This is a genomic window from Pelagovum sp. HNIBRBA483 (assembly GCF_040931995.1).
GTDB lineage: Bacteria > Pseudomonadota > Alphaproteobacteria > Rhodobacterales > Rhodobacteraceae > JAEPMR01.
This window is the reverse complement of record NZ_CP162412.1, coordinates 1,779,233-1,795,735: the sequence shown is the minus strand read 5'-3', so window position 1 is coordinate 1,795,735 and position 16,503 is coordinate 1,779,233. Positions and strand designations below refer to the sequence as shown.

The following is a 16,503-nucleotide window of genomic DNA, read 5'->3' as shown; positions in this document are numbered from 1 at the left end:
TCATGCTTCGGCGTCATTCGACACTTCAATAGGTTCACCTTCAGGTACCTCTTCATCGCCTTGATCGGCAATCCAAGCAACTGAGGCAACCTCTTCGCCTTGAGCCGTATTGAAAACGCGCACACCGCCTGCGCTGCGTGAACGGAACGAGATGCCTTCAACCGGAACCCTGATCGATTGGCCGGTGGTCGTGACCAGCATGATTTGATCCTGCAAATCGACAGGGAAGGAGGTGACGATCTCGCCACCGCGCATGGCCTTATCCATTGCAGTAACGCCCATCCCGCCGCGTCCCCGAACAGGGTAATCATGGCTGGATGACAGCTTGCCTGATCCATTCGCGGTGATCGTCAACAAGAGGTTTTCGGCTGCGGACATTTCGGCGTAGCGCTCTGGGCTGATTGCGCCTGCGACGATATCGTCGTCTTCTTCACCCTCGGCTTCATCAGGTAGGCCAGCCATAGCGCGGCGCATCTTGAGATAGGCAACGCGCTCCTCGGGGCTTGCTTCGAAATGATGTATGACGGACATCGACACCACGCGATCCTCGCCCGAAAGCCTGATACCGCGAACGCCGGTAGATTTGCGCCCCTTGAAAACGCGAACATCGGTGGTGGCAAAGCGAATTGCACGTCCGGAATTCGTGACCAGCATAATGTCATCATCTTCCGAGCAGATACGCGCATTGACGAGGCTTACCCCGTCAGACAATTCCATCGCGATCTTGCCGTTCCTCTTCACATTGGTGAAATCGGAGAGCGCGTTGCGGCGCACATCACCTGCCGAGGTCGCAAATACGATTTGCAAATCGTTCCACTCTTCTTCAGGGCGATCTACCGGCATAATTGCTGCGATCGAGACACCTTGCGGAATGGGCAGTATGTTCACAATGGCTTTGCCGCGCGAGGTGCGGCTGCCAAGCGGAAGCCGCCATGTCTTGAGCTTGTAGGCCATCCCGTCGGTTGTGAAGAACAGCAACTGCGTATGCGTGTTGGCCACGAACAGCGTGGTGACGACATCTTCGTCCTTCGTCGCCATCGACGACAGGCCCTTGCCACCGCGCCGCTGGGAACGGAAATCAGCGAGGGCTGTACGCTTGATGTAGCCGCCTTGCGTGACGGTCACGACCATTTCTTCGCGCTCGATGAGGTCTTCGTCCTCAAGGTCACCGGCCCAGTCAACGATTTCAGTCCGCCGATCGACGGCGAAAAGTTCGCGCACCTCACGCAGCTCGTCGGAGATGATCCCCATGATCCGCTCGCGGCTCGCGAGGATCGCAAGATATTCCTTAATCTTTCCGGCCAGTTCCTGAAGTTCATCAGTCACTTCCTGAACCCCGATTTGGGTCAGTCGCTGCAAGCGAAGATCAAGAATGGCGCGCGCCTGAAGCTCGGATAGATTATAGGTTCCGTCGCCGTTGATCGTATGGGTCGGATCGTCGATCAGGCGAATATATTCCGCGATAGATGCAGCGGGCCAGCGCCGAGTCATCAATTTTTCGCGTGCGTCGGCCGCATCTTTGGAGCCGCGGATCGTCGCGACGACCTCATCTACATTCGACACAGCAACAGCCAAACCACACAAGATATGGCTGCGCTCGCGGGCCTTGCGTAGTTCATAGGCCGTGCGGCGTGCGACCACATCTTCGCGGAAATCAATGAAGTAATGCAGGAAGTTCCGAAGTGTGAGTTGTTCTGGTCGGCCGCCATTCAGCGCAAGCATATTGCACCCGAAAGAGGTCTGCATCGGCGTGAAACGGAACAACTGGTTCAGCACGACCTCGGCTGTTGCATCGCGTTTCAGCTCAACAACCACCCGAACGCCCGCGCGGTCGCTTTCGTCCTGCACATGTGCGATGCCTTCAATGCGTTTGTCGCGTGCCGCCTCTGCGATCTTGTCGATCATCGACGCTTTGTTCACCTGATAGGGGATCTCGTCGATCACGATGGCGAACCGATCCTTGCGGATTTCCTCGACATGCGTCTTGGCGCGGATCACCACCGAGCCGCGCCCCTCCAAATACGCTTTTCGTGCACCCGAACGCCCGAGCATGATGCCGCCGGTGGGGAAGTCTGGGCCTGGTACGAATTGGATCAAATCTTCGGTCGAGAGATCCGGATTGTCGATCAGCGCGAGGGTTGCATCGACAATTTCGCCAAGGTTATGCGGCGGAATATTAGTCGCCATGCCCACGGCGATGCCCCCCGCGCCGTTGACAAGCATGTTGGGGAAACGGGCAGGTAAAACAGTAGGTTCACGGTCTTTGCCGTCATAGTTGTCTTGGAAATTGACGGTATCTTTGTCGATGTCCGCCAGCAGATAGGCTGCGGGCTTATCCATGCGCACCTCGGTGTAACGCATGGCGGCAGGGTTATCGCCATCCATCGAGCCGAAGTTGCCCTGACCGTCCAGAAGCGGCAGCGACATCGAGAAGTCCTGCGCCATCCGCACGAGGGCTTCGTAAATCGCGCTGTCACCGTGGGGGTGGTATTTACCCATCACGTCACCCACAGGGCGCGCGGATTTTCTGTATGCTTTGTCGTGCGTATTGCCTGTCTCGTGCATCGCATAGAGAATGCGGCGGTGGACCGGCTTAAGCCCGTCGCGAAGGTCCGGAATGGCGCGGCTGACGATCACGCTCATCGCGTAATCGAGATACGACGTCTTCATTTCATCAATAATCGAAATCTGCGGCCCAGTATAAACCGGGCGCTTTTCAGATTCGTTATTGTTATCAGTATCTTCCGGAGTATCGTTCACGTTTTCTGCCTGTCTGCACGGTGGCTCTAGATATTGACTACAGAGGTATAACAGACGCCGGATGTAGTGTGCAATGGGCTAGGCCCTGATGCCGGAAACGCCACCCCATAATATGACTAATACTCTGTTTTTATTGATTTAAAATTATTTCTTGGCACACTGGTGTCAGGGCGATTGCAGATCCCATAACAGGGGGAGTCAAGACAATGACCGAAACAGAGCTGATGTTGCGCGGATATGGGCTTACGACAGCGGAGTTGTTTTATTGCCTTCCGGATTACCCGCGCGTCCTGAATTCGTTCATCTGGCAGGAGTATGATCTTGCACCGGACCACCCAAAACTGCTGGCATTTATAGATTTCTGGCGCGATGAAATTGAAGGGCCGCTACACTCAGTCAGGTTTGTCCATCGAAAGATGATCTCTGCCGGAGAATGGCGCCAAATCGTTGGTGAATTCACCTATCATTGATTTTGGCACCCCGTCACCCGCATCATGCTGCTTGCGCGCTTCGGGCGCGTTCCAGCATGCCGAATAGATCACGCGGGTCGTCGGGATCTGCGAGCATGTCGAGCATCTCGCAGAAGTTGGTACCCTGAACAGCTTGGTGAATGTAACGCAAGGCGCTGAAGTCTTCGATCGCGAAGCCTACGCTGTCAAACAGTGTGATCTGTTTGTCATCGGTGCGGCCATTCTGTTGACCCAAAATCACCTGCCAAAGCTCGGTAACGGGGTGATCGGCCTCAAGTTGCTGGATTTCCCCCTCGATACGCGTCTGGGGAGGGTATTCGACAAAGATATCGGAGCGCAGCAGGATATCGCGATGCAGCTCTGTTTTGCCGGGGCAGTCGCCCCCGATTGCGTTGATGTGGATGCCGGAGCCGATCATGTTGTCCGTCAATATCGTCGCGTACTGCTTGTCGGCGGTGCAAGTGGTTACGATTTGTGCGCCTTCGACGGCCTCTTCGGCAGAGTCGCACATCACAACCGTTAATCCGCTCGCAGCCAGATTTGCTGCGCATTTCCGTGTCGCGGCGCTGTCGACATCATAAAGGCGAATAGTTTCGATGCCGCAAACCGCTTTAAAGGCGATGCATTGGAACTCGCTCTGAGCGCCGTTACCGATCATCGCCATCGTCTTCGCGTTCTTGGGGGCAAGGAGCTTCCCTGCGAGTACGGACATTGCTGCTGTTCTCAGAGCAGTCAGCAACGTCATCTCCGTCAACAAAATCGGATAGCCCGTTTGGACATCCGCGAAGAGCCCAAATGCGGTAACGGTCTGCAAACCTGTCTTGGTGTTTGACGGGTGGCCGTTTACATATTTGAAACCGTAATGCGCGCCGTCAGACGTTGGCATCAGCTCGATCACACCAATATCAGAATGCGAGGCAACGCGCGGCGTCTTGTCAAAGTCGGGCCATCTGCGGAAATCGGCCTCGATAAAGTCAACCAATTCGCAAATCATCGTTTCAAGCCCGCGCGCATGCACGAGGCGCATCATGTTTTCAACGCTGACGAAGGGCACCATGGCCTTTTGAGAGGGGAGAATCATGCAAAGCTCCGTGTTGGACGGTCAAAAATACGTCGTCCCAAAAGTGATGCCGTAAGGTCGACCATCAGGGATGCTGTCTTCCCGCGGTCATCGAGGAAGGGGTTCAACTCAACAAGGTCGAGCGAGGTCACAAGGCCGCTATCGTGCAGAAGCTCCATCGTTAGATGCGCCTCTCGTACTGTCGCACCCCCAGGAACAGTGGTGCCGACCGCGGGCGCGATGCTTGGATCGAGGAAATCAACGTCGAGCGACACATGTAGCCGTCCGTTTGCCGCTGCCACGCGCTCAAGAAATGCCTCCAAGGGTTTCTTGATGCCGTACTCATCGATCAACCGCATGTCGGCGAGGTCCACGTCGAGCGCTTCCAGTGCGGCTTTCTCTGCGGCGTCGACAGAGCGCAGGCCGATCATACAGATATTTTCGGTCGGTACCGTTGTCTCAAGCTTTGGGAAGTGCTCGAAGCCGCGCTGCCCGGTGATGTAGGCCACGGGCGTTCCGTGCAGATTCCCGCTATCGGTCGTTGCAGGCGTGTGAAAGTCGCTATGCGCGTCCAGCCACAGCACGAATTGAGGCGCATCCGCTGCATGCGCGACATTTGCCATTCCAGCCACGGAGCCAAGCGAGAGCGCATGATCCCCGCCCATAAACACCGGGAGTGTATCCGCTGGAAGCGTTTCAGCTGTGCGTTTGAGTGCGCGCGTCCAGCCGATCGTTTCGGCAAGCCCGTGAATGGAGGAATTCGGTGACGACACGCTATCAGCTGCAACGCTGTCAGGGGCAAGATTGCCAGAATCCGTGACGCGGTGTCCCAGAGAGGAAAGCGCATCGACGATACCTGCCGTGCGGTAGGCATCCGGCCCCATAAGGCATCCCTGCCGCCGTTTGCCTGAGTCGATCGGTGCACCGATGAGTATGATATCTTTCGTAGCCATGCGCGTATCATGGTTTCAAATCGGGGATGACAGAAGCGGTCAAATTGCTCATAACGTTATTTAACTGATCAAATTGGATACTTTAAATGGATGATTTGGATCAAAGGCTGATCGCACTTCTAAAGCGGGACGGGCGCGCATCATTGTCTGAGCTTGCGGCTGACCTTGGTGTAACCAGAACCACCGTGCGTGCGCGCATGGCGAAACTTTCGCATGACGGGGAAATTGCAGGCTACACCGTTTTGACGCGGAGCGATGTCGCGGCAAGCCCCGTTCGCGGTTTGATGATGCTGGGCATTGAAGGGCGGGGAACCGAGAAAATCATCCAGCGGCTTACCGGCATGCCGGAAGTGACAGCGGTGCATACCACGAATGGCACTTGGGATTTGATTGCGGAAATTGGGACCGGCACCCTCGAAGCGCTGGATAAGGTTCTCTTCGCGATACGTCGTATCGACGGTATTACCCGCAGCGAGACAAACCTGCTGCTGTCCACCCGTCGTGCCGTTCGGCGCTAAATCAGGCGCGAAGGATGCGCCAAGCGGCGTAAAGCCAAATACCTGCGAGGATGAACGAGAATAGCGCGTTCCAACTCGGCATGGAGAGGGATAGAAGCTCCCAGCTCACTTGATCGCACAGGATCAACTTCGGCCCTGACGTGGCGAGCAAGTCGCCGCCGGTTAGTCCACCAATGCCGTCACCGGCGCTCGTGCAGCTGGTCGGGCCTTCCCACCAATCCCGCTCAACGCCGGTGTGATAGACTCCGATGACAGCGGTCGTCAGCGCAGCGGCGCCGCCCAGAAGCGCGATAAAAAAGACAGGAACAAAGAATCCTATCGCCCCCAACGCTATCGCCACGCCGTGCGGCCATCGCTGCCAGATGCACATGGCACAAGGCGCATAGCCAAGCGCCTGAAAAATGAACGCACCGATCAAAAGAGCCAGAGATCCAGCACCCGCAAGGACGATCAGGTTTCGAGGGGAGAGCGTATTCATAGATATTTCACCAGATAGAAGCCACCTACCAGCAAAACACAGAACAGCACGAACAGGTAGCCGAGATAACGTTCAATGAAGGTGCGGATCGGTGTCCCGAACTTCCACAACAACGTAGCGACGAGAAAGAACCGCAGTGCCCGAGCCAGCAACGCCGATATCACAAATACGGGGAGGCTGAGTTGGGTTGCGCCGGATGCAATCGTGATCACTTTGAACGGGAAGGGGGTTACGCCCGCGATCAGCACCGCCCAAGCGCCATATTCATTATAACGGCTCGCGAAATCGTCAAAATACGCCGCTTTGCCATAAAACTCCAAAACCGGCCTGCCAATCGTGTCAAGCAGACCAAACCCGATGTAGTAACCGAGAAGTCCGCCGAGAACCGAGGACACCGTTGCGACCGCTGCAATCAGGAATGCGCGCGAGGGGCGGGCGATAATCATCGGGATCATCAAGACATCCGGCGGGATTGGAAACACCGAGCTTTCGATGAAAGCGATGAATGCCAGCGCCCACAGGGCGTACCGTGTGTCGGCCAGCGACATTGTCCAATCGTAGAGCCTGCGGATCATGCGAAACCTCGTTTTATCGCCACGGCTTAGGCCATGACTGAGGGAGAAGGTCAAGCATCACGATCCTGCGTTGACGACGCTGTTCGAGAGCGCTAGAGGGTGTCGCGAGCCGGTGTGGCGGAATGGTAGACGCAGCGGATTCAAAATCCGCCGATGGCAACATCGTGGGAGTTCGAGTCTCCCCACCGGCACCACAAGAAAACGGCGCCCTTGGGCGCCGTTCTTTTTTATCTTATAGCATCCCAGGCTACTGCTCTGCCGCGTAAAATGCACCCGTCGTGTAAGAGGTCTCGGTACCACCTGCTGGCGTCAGTGAGCCTGTCACCCCATCTTCAGAAGCCAATGTAAGCTTGCCGTCACCGTTCATATAGAAATCACCATTAGCGTTGAACGAGAGCGTATAGTCGGTGCCACTAGCTGAAATGCTGCCGGAACCTCTTGAGGCGACAGTCGTACCTGTGATCGTGCCAGTCCACGGTACCGTTCCGCTAAAGTTTTCTTTAATCGCTTGAAGCGGATTTTCAGCAGTGCCGTCGATGAGGCGAATTTGAGAGGCGTCGCCATCAAAGGTGCTAGCGCCAAAATCAACATTGGCATCTAGGTCGGTGAGAATGAATTCGGCGTCGGTGTCGCCGAGCGCGAGGTGCCCTGAAAAACTGGCGGTGCCCGATGGACGAATATCATCGGCGGTAGCTTCTGTGTAGTTCGGCAGGTCATTCACGACTTCCTCGATCGCTTGCGCATCTTCCAAAGTCGCAAGCAAAGAGCATCCTGAAAGAAGAATCGGAGCTACCAAGAGCGGAAAGGTTTTGGTTATCGAAATCATGGTCGGTGTTACTCCGTTTAACTATGGGGCAGAATCATACTGTGCGGGAAATATGCCGCCTGTCCATAACTGGGGTCAAAATAGCGCCGATTTGTGGCTCTGAACGGCAACAGCGCGGCAGTTATCGGGGCGAACTATACTTTTGATCATTCGCCTTTTGACACGCATAGGGTGTTTTTTGGTCTTCAATTTTGACACAATCAGTGCATCGGACGCCTATTGTTCCCCCTAATGCGAATTGCGTCCAGATTGTGTCGATACATGGATTGTTCCCTCTTTGGAGACAACAATTTCTTAAAAAAGGAGCTTATGGCACTCAATTGCCTGATGCTTTAGCAATATTGGCCTTTATTGTTCGCGCTTGCCTGACAATCCCATCAGCTACGCGCCTAAGGCGCTCTACCTAAACGTGAAATGTGGCAAAGGGTAGCACAGTTTGACACAATTTTTCCTTTATTCGAAAGGCTAAGGGGTATATCCATTTAGGTAGCCCAGCTGGGGGGCGTTCGGCCAAATGGGGTGGCCGGGTCCAAAACCAAACTTCTTGGACCGAAGCGAGTCTGCATCGTGGTCTTTCCACTTTGCGTGAATTGGTTGTCCATCGTTTTGGACGGCAGGGATTGTTTGTGCGTGAAAGTAGGCGCGCCCATTCAGTAACGATAGACCGTGTTGGGGGAAGTAAAATGACTGATCACGTTGAGCCTGTAGGTGGGAACAGCTCCACTTTGGCCACTTCGGATCTGATGGTGACGCGCACCGGGGGCTTTAACTCAGTTTCTTTCGTGGATGATGGCGCAATACATGGCGAGGTTCTGCTCGACAGTGGCGCGAGGATGCAATTTCAGGATCTTGAGGCAGTAATCCCGTGCTTTACGCCCGGGACAAAGATTGCCACGCCGCGAGGTGAGCGTCCAGTGGAAGAACTGCGGTCTGGTGATCGCGTAATCACCCGCGATAACGGATTGCAGGAAATTGCCTGGGTCGGCCAGATTCAGATGCCTGGAACGGTGTTGAAGGCAAATCCGCATCTGAAGCCAATTCTAATCAAGGCAGGTTCGCTGGGGAACGGGCTTCCTGAGACAGATATGCTCGTTTCGCCAAACCATCGCGTACTCGTCGCAAATGATCGTACACATCTTTTCTTTGACGAGAGCGAGGTCTTGGTCGCTTCAAAGCATCTACTTGGCACGGCGGGTGTTCATGAGGTCGATGTGATTGCGACGACATACATCCATTTCATGTTCGAGCGGCATGAAGTTGTTTTGTCGAACGGGGCATGGACAGAAAGCTTCCAGCCGGATGACTTCAGCCTGAAAGGTGTCGGAAATTCCCAACGGAACGAGATCTTTGAGCTGTTCCCGGAGCTAGAGGAAAAGCGTGGCGTTGCAGCCTATGAAACCGCGCGCCGTTCGCTGCGGGAAGAGGAAGCGCAGGCGATGTTCCAACCATAACATCTATGTGTCCACTATTGATTGTTTTGCAGCGCGGGGTCGGAGACGGCCCCGCGTTTTTAATATCGCCCGCCAGTGTAACCAGCCCGCCAGTTTTGCCATTCTTCCGGCGTGTCGAGATCGGTCGTGGCTTTAGCCGCCCGCAGCAGTATTCGCCGCGGCGCATCATTCTCCAGTAATTCAGCCAGCCCTCTGTCCCCAGATAATCCCTCGGCCTTCGATAAGTGAGAATGAGGAACGAATACCGGATGGCCCTTGCCCCCCGTTTCATCCGTTGCGCGAGTTACGGTATCAGGCTTCTTCGCGACCTCGCTCGCGAAATGTATGAGGTCATCCGGTTCTAGTTCGGGTAGGTCAGCAAGGACGATAATCATCCCGTCATAACGCGCGGCAGCTTGAGCGCCTTGTCTTATGGATTCTGACAGGCCGTTTTCCGGCTGTTCGATCACAAGCACGCTCAGGTTCTGATGCGCAACCAGCGTCAGGGCAGTTGCGCGCGGTAAATTTCCGGCGGGGATCGTGACGACCACAGGAAGGCCCGTTGCCAAGGCCACGCGCGCTTGGCGTGCAATTAAGGGCAGCCCGTCGACCTGCTCGAGAAGCTTGTCTTTCTCTCCCATGCGACTTGAGGCGCCAGCTCCGGGGATGAGGATAAGCGGTGTCATTGAAACTTGATACCATCAGCGTCAAAAATCGGCTCCCGAAGGATCCTTGCCGCACGCCGCTCTCCGAGAATTTCGATTTCCACCTCCAAGTCATCACGAATCTCGACTCTCGGAACGAGGCCGAACGCTATTGAGCGTTGCGTATGGTGGGAATACCCACCCGATGTGCAGAAACCTTTTACCTCTCCGTCAATGAAGATTGGCTCGTAGGCAACCACGTCTGCATCGTTGGCGTCCACTTCGAATACGGCGAGCTGACGGTCCGGTGGCGTCGCGCGTTTGGCCTCGGCAACGGCTCGGCCGACAAAGTCAACGTTCTTCTTCCATGAAATGAACCGATCCATCCCTGTTTCGGCAGCCGTATAGTCGGGTGAAAATTCGCGCATCCATGAGCCGAAATAGCGATCAAGCCGCAGGGACATCATCGCGCGCATCCCGAATGGCCTCATCCCGAACGGTGCTCCGGCGTTCCAAAGTGTTGCCCATAGTTGGCGCTGGTCCATCGGGTCACAAAAGATCTCAAAACCTAAATCGCCAGTGTAACTCACACGTTGCACGATGCAGTCAACTTGACCGACAACTGTTTGAATTACGTCGAGGAAGCGCATGCTATCCACATCACTGCGCGTGCATTGTTTCAGCACTTCCCGCGCCCTAGGCCCGGCAATCTGGAAGCCGGTTAGCTTGTCGGATGTGTTTTCAATGATCACGCCATCCGATTGTTGGCTCAAGAACCACCGCATATGAATTGCCTGCGCTCCGTAAGACGCCGTCAGGCGGAAATCATCCTTTGCAACGCAGGAGATCGTGAAATCACCCAGCAGCTTTCCCTTGGGCGATAGCATCGGTGAAAGGCTCATGCGTCCGGGCTGCGGGACGCGCCCCGCCATGATCTTATCGAGCCAAGCGCGCGCATTGCTGCCGCGGACTCGGAACTTCCCAAAGTTGTGAACCTCGTTGATACCCACGTTTTCGCGAACGGCGGCCACCTCACGGGCAGTGGCATCCCATGCATTGGAGCGCCGGAACGAAGGTGTTTCATGGCGCGTCTCGCCATCTTTAGCAAAATAGTTTGGCACTTCGAGGCCGAACTGATGCCCCCAAACCGCTCCCATGCTGTCAAAAATATCATACATGGGCGTCGTTCTATGAGGACGTGCCGCTGGAAGCTCTTCATTCGGATAGGAGACAGAAAAGCGGCGCTGATAGTTTTCGATCACCTTGGGGCGCGTATAGCCGGGCGTGATCCAATCCCCAAAGCGCCCGACATCCATCGCCGTTACATCGCGCTCGGGCTCTCCTTCAATCATCCACTGGGCGAGGGTGAGGCCCACGCCGCCTCCCTGGCTAAAGCCCGCCATGACACCGCAAGCAGACCAATAATTCCGCACACCCGGTACCGGCCCGACGAGCGGATTTCCGTCCGGCGCAAAAGTGAACGGACCGTGGATCACCGACTTTATTCCAGCCCGTTCCAAGACAGGGAAGCGTTTGTATGCGAAATTGATGCTCTCTTCGATCTTGTCGAAATCATCGGGTAGGAGCTCATGGCCAAAGTCCCACGGGGTGCCGTCAACCGCCCATGGGCGGCAAGGTTGTTCATAAAAGCCGATACAAAGGCCGCGCCCTTCTTGGCGGAGATAGCTTTCACCGGCAGGATCCATAACATGCGGATGCTCCGTGTCCCGCTCATAGATTTCGGGCGTTTCGTCTGTCACGAGGTACTGATGTTCCATAGGATGGAGAGGGAAGTATATTCCGGCCATCTGGCCAACCTCACGCGCCCAAAGCCCGCCGGCATTGACCACATGCTCGGCGTGGATTGTGCCTTTGTCAGTCACCACGTCCCAACTGCCGTCCGCGCGCTGGTTTGTTGCAATAACCTTGCAATGCGTCTCTATGGTTGCACCGCCCATTCGCGCGGCTTTCGCGTAGGCATGCGTCGTGCCGGATGGATCAAGGTGGCCATCGAGTGGGTCATAGAGTGCGCCGATGACGCCTTCCAGATTGACGATAGGCGCAATCTTCGCAATCTCATCTGGGCCGACGATCTCTGTCTCGAGCCCCATGTAGCGGTGCTTCGCACGTTCCGCGACGAGCATATCGAACCTGTCCCTGTTGTCGGCAAGCGTTACACCGCCAACATGGTGCAGGCCGCAAGACATGCCGGTTATTTCTTCCAGTTCTTTGTACAGTCGGATCGTGTAGCCCTGAAGCGCCGCCATGTTGGTATCGCCATTCAGCGTGTGAAATCCCCCAGCTGCGTGCCATGTTGAGCCTGACGTCAATTCCGACCGCTCAATAAGCATGACATCGCTCCACCCAAGTTTTGTCAGGTGATATAAAACAGAACAGCCGACGACCCCGCCGCCGATGATCGCCACGCGCGTGGTAGATTTCATGGAATAACTCCGAATTGTTTTCAGCATCATGGCATCACTCACTTTGCTGAATTGCCTCGAAACGACAAATCGTGTCGCCTTGAGGCAAACCCTGGCAGGAGACAGAGGGCAGTCTCGGCATCGACTCAAACTGTGCCCGAAAGGCCCGCGATATGAAGACTCACGCACAAGCCGTTGTTATTGGCGGTGGTGTCATTGGTTGCTCAATCCTCTATCATCTGACCAAACTTGGTTGGAGTGACGTCGTTCTGCTCGAAAGAGATGAACTCACCTCCGGCTCCACCTGGCACGCCGCGGCGAATATCCACGGTCTGCACGACAGTACGAATATCAGCCGTATTCAGCACTACACGATGAACCTGTACAAGGATCTGGAGGCTGAAACGGGGCAGGGCTGTGGTGTCTTCCAGCCCGGTTCGCTTTATCTTGCTCAGACCGAGGCCAGAGAGCATCAGTTGCGCTTGCAGGCGGCTAAGGCCAAGTTTTACAAGATGAACTTCCATGAAATTTCGCGGGATGAGGCTGAGCGACTGCATCCATTGGTAAATTTCGACGGGATTCGCTGCATCATGTATGAACCCGATGGCGGTAATGTTGATCCTTCCGGCGTGACAAATGCTTATGCCGTTGGTGCGCGGCAACGCGGTGCGGAGATTCATCGTTTTACGCCGGTGACGGCAACAGTGCAGCAACCGGATGGCAGCTGGATTGTTGAAACGCCAAAGGGAAACATCCACACCCAATGGGTTGTCAACGCGGCGGGCCTATGGGGGCGGGAAGTGGCACGGCTGGCAGGTATCGAATTGCCGCTCCAGCCCACCGAGCACCAATATTTCGTGACCGAGGCCATCGCCGAAATCGAGGCGCTCGATCGCCGTTTGCCGTCCGTGGCTGACCGCGATGGCGAGTACTATTTGCGGCAGGAAGGAAAGGGCTTGTTGGTCGGCGCCTACGAGCGTGACTACCGCCTCTGGGCCGAAAACGGCACGCCGCTCGATTTCGCGCATGATCTGTTCCCAGATGATCTTGAGCGGATTGAAGAGAACATGATGCGCGCGATTGATCGTGTACCTGCCGTTGGGATGGCGGGGATCAAGCGCGTCATAAATGGACCGATGATCTGGTCGCCTGACTCGAACGTGCTTTACGGTCCACATCCCGATCTGCGGAATTACTTCTGCTGTAATGGCATTATCCCAGGGTTCAGCCAGTCCGGTGGCATGGGCTTGATGGCCGCGCAATGGATGATCGAAGGCGAAAGCCAGTATGATATGTTTGCATGGGATGTCGCGCGCTTTGGCAAATGGGCTGATCATGCGTTCACCAAGGCGCGTGTGGGCGACCAGTACGCGCATCGTTTCTCTATCCATTTCCCCAACGAGGAACGCGAAGCAGGTCGTCCAGTGCGTGTTCGCCCTGTTTATGAGCGGCAACAGGAATTGGGCGCTGTGTTTGGCCTGAATTACGGTTGGGAGCATCCGCTGTGGTTCGCCGATGCGCCAGGTGCGAAAGATACCAACGGCTTCACGCGGCAGAATTGGTTTGAGCCAGTGGGGCGGGAATGCCGTATGCTGCGAGAGTCTGCAGGCATTATCGACATTTCCAACTTCGCCAAATACCGCGTCAAAGGTGCGAAAGCGGATATTTGGCTCAATGCCGTTTTTGCCAATAATATGCCTAAGGAGGTCGGGCGCTCCTGCTTGACGCCGCTCATCGGGGTTCGCGGCGGTATCGCAGGTGATTTTACTGTCACTCGCCTCGCAGAGGACGAGTTCTGGATCATCGGTTCAGGTATGGCTGAGCGCTACCACCAGCGGTTCTGGGCAGAAGTGCCCTTGCCAGACGGTGTGACTTTCGAAAGCTGTACAGAAGATTACTGCGGATTCAACGTCGCGGGTCCGCAGTCTCGGGCCTTGCTGCAACGCCTGACGAACGCATCACTTGAAACTGAAGCCTTTCCTTTCATGCGTTCGAAGACCATCGAAATTGCCGGCGTGGAAGTCGTGGCTTTGCGCGTCTCTTTCACGGGTGATCTCGGCTGGGAGCTGCATTGCCAGAGCGAAGATCAACTGCGCCTGTACGACGCCCTTCTTGAAGCAGGAAAAGAGTTCGGCGCTGGCCCTGTCGGTAGTCGTGCGCTGATGTCCCTGCGGGTTGAGAAAGGTTACGGATCGTGGAGCCGCGAATACAGCCCCGAATATTGGCCACAGGAGGTCGGCTTGGATCGTTTGATCAAGCTCGAAAAGGATTTCCTGAACAAGGACGCCTACCTCAAGCTAAAGGATAATGCGCCGCGAGAGCAGCTGTCGCTCATTCATGTGCAGAATGTCAGCGATGCGGATGCGACTGGCGGCGAACCAATCTTTCTGCCCGACGGCACACCTGTCGGTCGCGTCACAAGCGGAACTTTTGGCTACACCGTCAACATGAGCCTAGCGCTTGGATACCTGAAGGGCGTTGCCCCAGGGGCAGAGGTCGACGTCATGATCCTGGGCCAGCCGCATCGCGGTGTGGTTTTGGCCGAGCCACCCTTCGACCCGAAAGGCGAAAGGCTCCGTCACTAGACGGAGCCTTCACGGCACGAAATCTGCGCTGGTTAAGGTATGATGCGGGAATATTTGATGCCTTCAAGCGAGGCACCGATGCGGATGCCTGCCTGAGCAAAAACCACCGCGATAACAGGCGACCGCGTCGTCGTCGTGTCGGCGCGAATGCCGTCGCCGGTGTCGTTGAGGGCGTATTCTATGTCAGCACCTGCCGCCCATCCGCTGGATTGGCGGAAGTTCATCAGCGCCTCATTCGTCATGAAAAAGAGCACATGGCTGAACTGCTGCGCACCAATTTGTAGCCCAGCGCTGGCGCTAGCTGCGGAGTAATAGTCCACCGTGGTTCCAGAGATCTGGAGCGCGCCGCGCCCATAGGAGCCGCCAATCCCGAAACCGGCTTCGGTCATCACCGGCATGACGATCATACCGGCCGATTTTTCTGCCAGATCCCGCGTGCCGGGATAGGTCTGGTACATGTAGTTGAGGGTTCGCTGAACCCGTGCATCGATTGTCTGCTGGCCTGAACCGCCGATACCATTGCTACAGGCAGCTAATGCGCCAGCAGCGACGGTGCCCAATGCAAAATTCCGTCGTGAAAGAATGCTCATGATTTGCCTCACTAATTTGCCCGTCTAACGCGGGATTTTGTAGTATATTAGCTGTTGTTTGGTTGCCTGTCACGCGGTTCGAAGAGGTAGGCGAAGTTCAGCCATTCAGTGCCTTTGCGGCGTCGATGGCAAAATATGTTAAGATACCGTCGCACCCGGCACGCTTAAATGCCAAAAGGCTCTCTAACATGACCTTTTCGCGATCAAGCCAGCCGTTCTGCGCGGCGGCGGTCAACATCGCGTATTCGCCTGACACTTGGTAGGCAAAGGTCGGCACGCCAAATGTGTCTTTTGCCCTGCGGCAGATGTCGAGATACGGCATCCCCGGTTTCACCATCACCATATCCGCGCCTTCGGAAATATCGCGCGCGATCAACCGCATCGCTTCATCGGAGTTTGCAGGCTGCATTTGGTAGGTTTTTTTATCCCCTTTGAGGGCGGAAGAGGCACCAACGGCATCGCGGAACGGGCCGTAAAAGGCGGAGGCATATTTGGCGGAATAGCTCAGGATCGCGACGTCAGGGTTGTGGTTTTCCTCAAGTGCTGTGCGGATGGCGCCGATGCGGCCATCCATCATGTCTGACGGGCCAAGAATATCCGCACCTGCCTCGGCCTGTGCCAAAGCCATTTTCACAAGAGCATCGACGGTGCGGTCATTGACGATCTCACCGTTTTCGACAAACCCGTCATGCCCGTTGATGTTATATGGGTCCAAAGCGATATCTGTCATTACCGCCATTTCGGGGACAGCGTCTTTGATCGTGCGGATTGCTCTGTTCGATAGGTTGTCGGGGTTCCATGCTTCGGCGCAGTCTTCGGTCCGGTGCTCCATCGCGGTATATGGAAAAATGCACATTGCCTGCACACCGAGATCCGCCGCTTCGCGAGCGGCTTCGGCGATGCGATCCACCGTTTTTCGTGTCACCCCTGGCATCGAGGGAATGGCAGTCTCGTCATCCGACCCTGCCATCACAAAGACCGGCCAGATAAAGTCAGCTGGCGAAAGATGATTCTCGCTTACCATTGCTCGGAGTGCTGGCGATTTCCGCAGCCGCCGCAGGCGCGCTGCTGGAAAAGAGGGAACCAGTGGTGTCATGCCGATGATCTTTCTGTCGCTTTTTCTGAATATGGTCGATATTCCCAATTGCTGACTATGGGCAATCCTTTTCGGGAAGGCTAGTTTTGGTTCAA

Annotated in this window: 13 protein-coding genes, 1 tRNA gene and 1 pseudogene; 5 read left to right on the top strand and 10 right to left on the bottom strand. The window is 55.7% G+C overall.

What is annotated here, in order from left to right; translation table 11 throughout:
* Positions 1-2,760, bottom strand: coding sequence for a DNA gyrase subunit A (gene gyrA / locus AB1E42_RS08880; RefSeq protein WP_368343889.1), 2,760 nt, complete (start codon positions 2,758-2,760; stop codon positions 1-3).
* 206 nt (positions 2,761-2,966) lie between these two features.
* Here gyrA and AB1E42_RS08875 point away from each other — a divergent pair, with 206 nt between their 5' ends.
* Positions 2,967-3,230, top strand: coding sequence for an usg protein (locus AB1E42_RS08875; protein ID WP_368343888.1), 264 nt, complete (start codon positions 2,967-2,969; stop codon positions 3,228-3,230).
* Positions 3,231-3,252: 22 nt separating this feature from the next.
* Here the strand turns inward: AB1E42_RS08875 and AB1E42_RS08870 are convergent, their stop codons facing one another.
* Positions 3,253-4,311: an ornithine cyclodeaminase gene (locus tag AB1E42_RS08870; RefSeq protein WP_368343887.1), complete on the bottom strand. Its 1,059-nt coding sequence runs from the start codon at positions 4,309-4,311 to the stop codon at positions 3,253-3,255.
* Positions 4,308-5,243 (bottom strand): arginase, encoded by a 936-nt coding sequence (gene rocF, locus AB1E42_RS08865; RefSeq protein ID WP_368343886.1) that lies wholly within the window; start codon positions 5,241-5,243, stop codon positions 4,308-4,310. The genes AB1E42_RS08870 and rocF overlap by 4 nt, the downstream gene beginning before the upstream one ends.
* Before the next feature lie 86 nt (positions 5,244-5,329).
* On the opposite strand from rocF, the gene AB1E42_RS08860 reads away from it, so the two are divergent.
* Positions 5,330-5,761: an Lrp/AsnC family transcriptional regulator gene (locus AB1E42_RS08860; protein ID WP_368343885.1), complete on the top strand. Its 432-nt coding sequence runs from the start codon at positions 5,330-5,332 to the stop codon at positions 5,759-5,761.
* A gap of 1 nt (position 5,762) precedes the next feature.
* On the opposite strand, the gene AB1E42_RS08855 is transcribed toward AB1E42_RS08860, so the two are convergent.
* Both AB1E42_RS08855 and AB1E42_RS08850 read right to left on the bottom strand, forming a co-directional pair.
* Positions 5,763-6,239: a disulfide bond formation protein B gene (locus AB1E42_RS08855; RefSeq protein WP_368343884.1), complete on the bottom strand. Its 477-nt coding sequence runs from the start codon at positions 6,237-6,239 to the stop codon at positions 5,763-5,765.
* Positions 6,236-6,814: a YqaA family protein gene (locus AB1E42_RS08850; protein ID WP_368343883.1), complete on the bottom strand. Its 579-nt coding sequence runs from the start codon at positions 6,812-6,814 to the stop codon at positions 6,236-6,238. The genes AB1E42_RS08855 and AB1E42_RS08850 overlap by 4 nt, the downstream gene beginning before the upstream one ends.
* 108 nt (positions 6,815-6,922) lie before the next feature.
* Between AB1E42_RS08850 and AB1E42_RS08845 the strand changes: the two genes are divergently transcribed.
* A tRNA-Leu gene (locus tag AB1E42_RS08845) sits at positions 6,923-7,008 on the top strand.
* Between the two features lie 53 nt (positions 7,009-7,061).
* Here AB1E42_RS08845 and AB1E42_RS08840 read toward each other — a convergent pair.
* Positions 7,062-7,640 (bottom strand): hypothetical protein, encoded by a 579-nt coding sequence (locus tag AB1E42_RS08840; RefSeq protein ID WP_368343882.1) that lies wholly within the window; start codon positions 7,638-7,640, stop codon positions 7,062-7,064.
* A gap of 830 nt (positions 7,641-8,470) precedes the next feature.
* Between AB1E42_RS08840 and AB1E42_RS08835 the strand changes: the two are divergent.
* Positions 8,471-9,091, top strand: a pseudogene (locus tag AB1E42_RS08835) (Hint domain-containing protein); the annotation flags it as partial.
* A 59-nt stretch (positions 9,092-9,150) separates the two neighbouring features.
* Here the strand turns inward: AB1E42_RS08835 and AB1E42_RS08830 are convergent.
* Together AB1E42_RS08830 and AB1E42_RS08825 are read right to left on the bottom strand one after the other, a co-directional pair.
* The gene (locus AB1E42_RS08830; protein ID WP_368343881.1) at positions 9,151-9,756 is read right to left on the bottom strand and encodes an NTP transferase domain-containing protein; all 606 of its coding nucleotides are present in this window, start codon (positions 9,754-9,756) and stop codon (positions 9,151-9,153) included.
* Positions 9,753-12,158: an FAD-dependent oxidoreductase gene (locus tag AB1E42_RS08825; RefSeq protein ID WP_368343880.1), complete on the bottom strand. Its 2,406-nt coding sequence runs from the start codon at positions 12,156-12,158 to the stop codon at positions 9,753-9,755. Before AB1E42_RS08825 ends, AB1E42_RS08830 begins: the two co-directional genes overlap by 4 nt.
* Before the next feature lie 152 nt (positions 12,159-12,310).
* Here AB1E42_RS08825 and AB1E42_RS08820 point away from each other — a divergent pair, with 152 nt between their 5' ends.
* A complete protein-coding gene (locus tag AB1E42_RS08820) occupies positions 12,311-14,722 on the top strand; it encodes an FAD-dependent oxidoreductase (protein WP_368343879.1) in 2,412 nt (803 codons plus the stop codon).
* A 32-nt stretch (positions 14,723-14,754) separates the two neighbouring features.
* On the opposite strand, the gene AB1E42_RS08815 is transcribed toward AB1E42_RS08820, so the two are convergent.
* Both AB1E42_RS08815 and hemB read right to left on the bottom strand, forming a co-directional pair.
* Positions 14,755-15,312 carry a YSC84-related protein gene (locus tag AB1E42_RS08815; protein WP_368343878.1) on the bottom strand — a complete coding sequence of 186 codons (558 nt, stop codon included), beginning with the start codon at positions 15,310-15,312 and terminating at the stop codon, positions 14,755-14,757.
* Between the two features lie 97 nt (positions 15,313-15,409).
* Positions 15,410-16,408: a porphobilinogen synthase gene (gene hemB / locus AB1E42_RS08810; protein WP_368343877.1), complete on the bottom strand. Its 999-nt coding sequence runs from the start codon at positions 16,406-16,408 to the stop codon at positions 15,410-15,412.
* Positions 16,409-16,503: the final 95 nt, after the last annotated feature.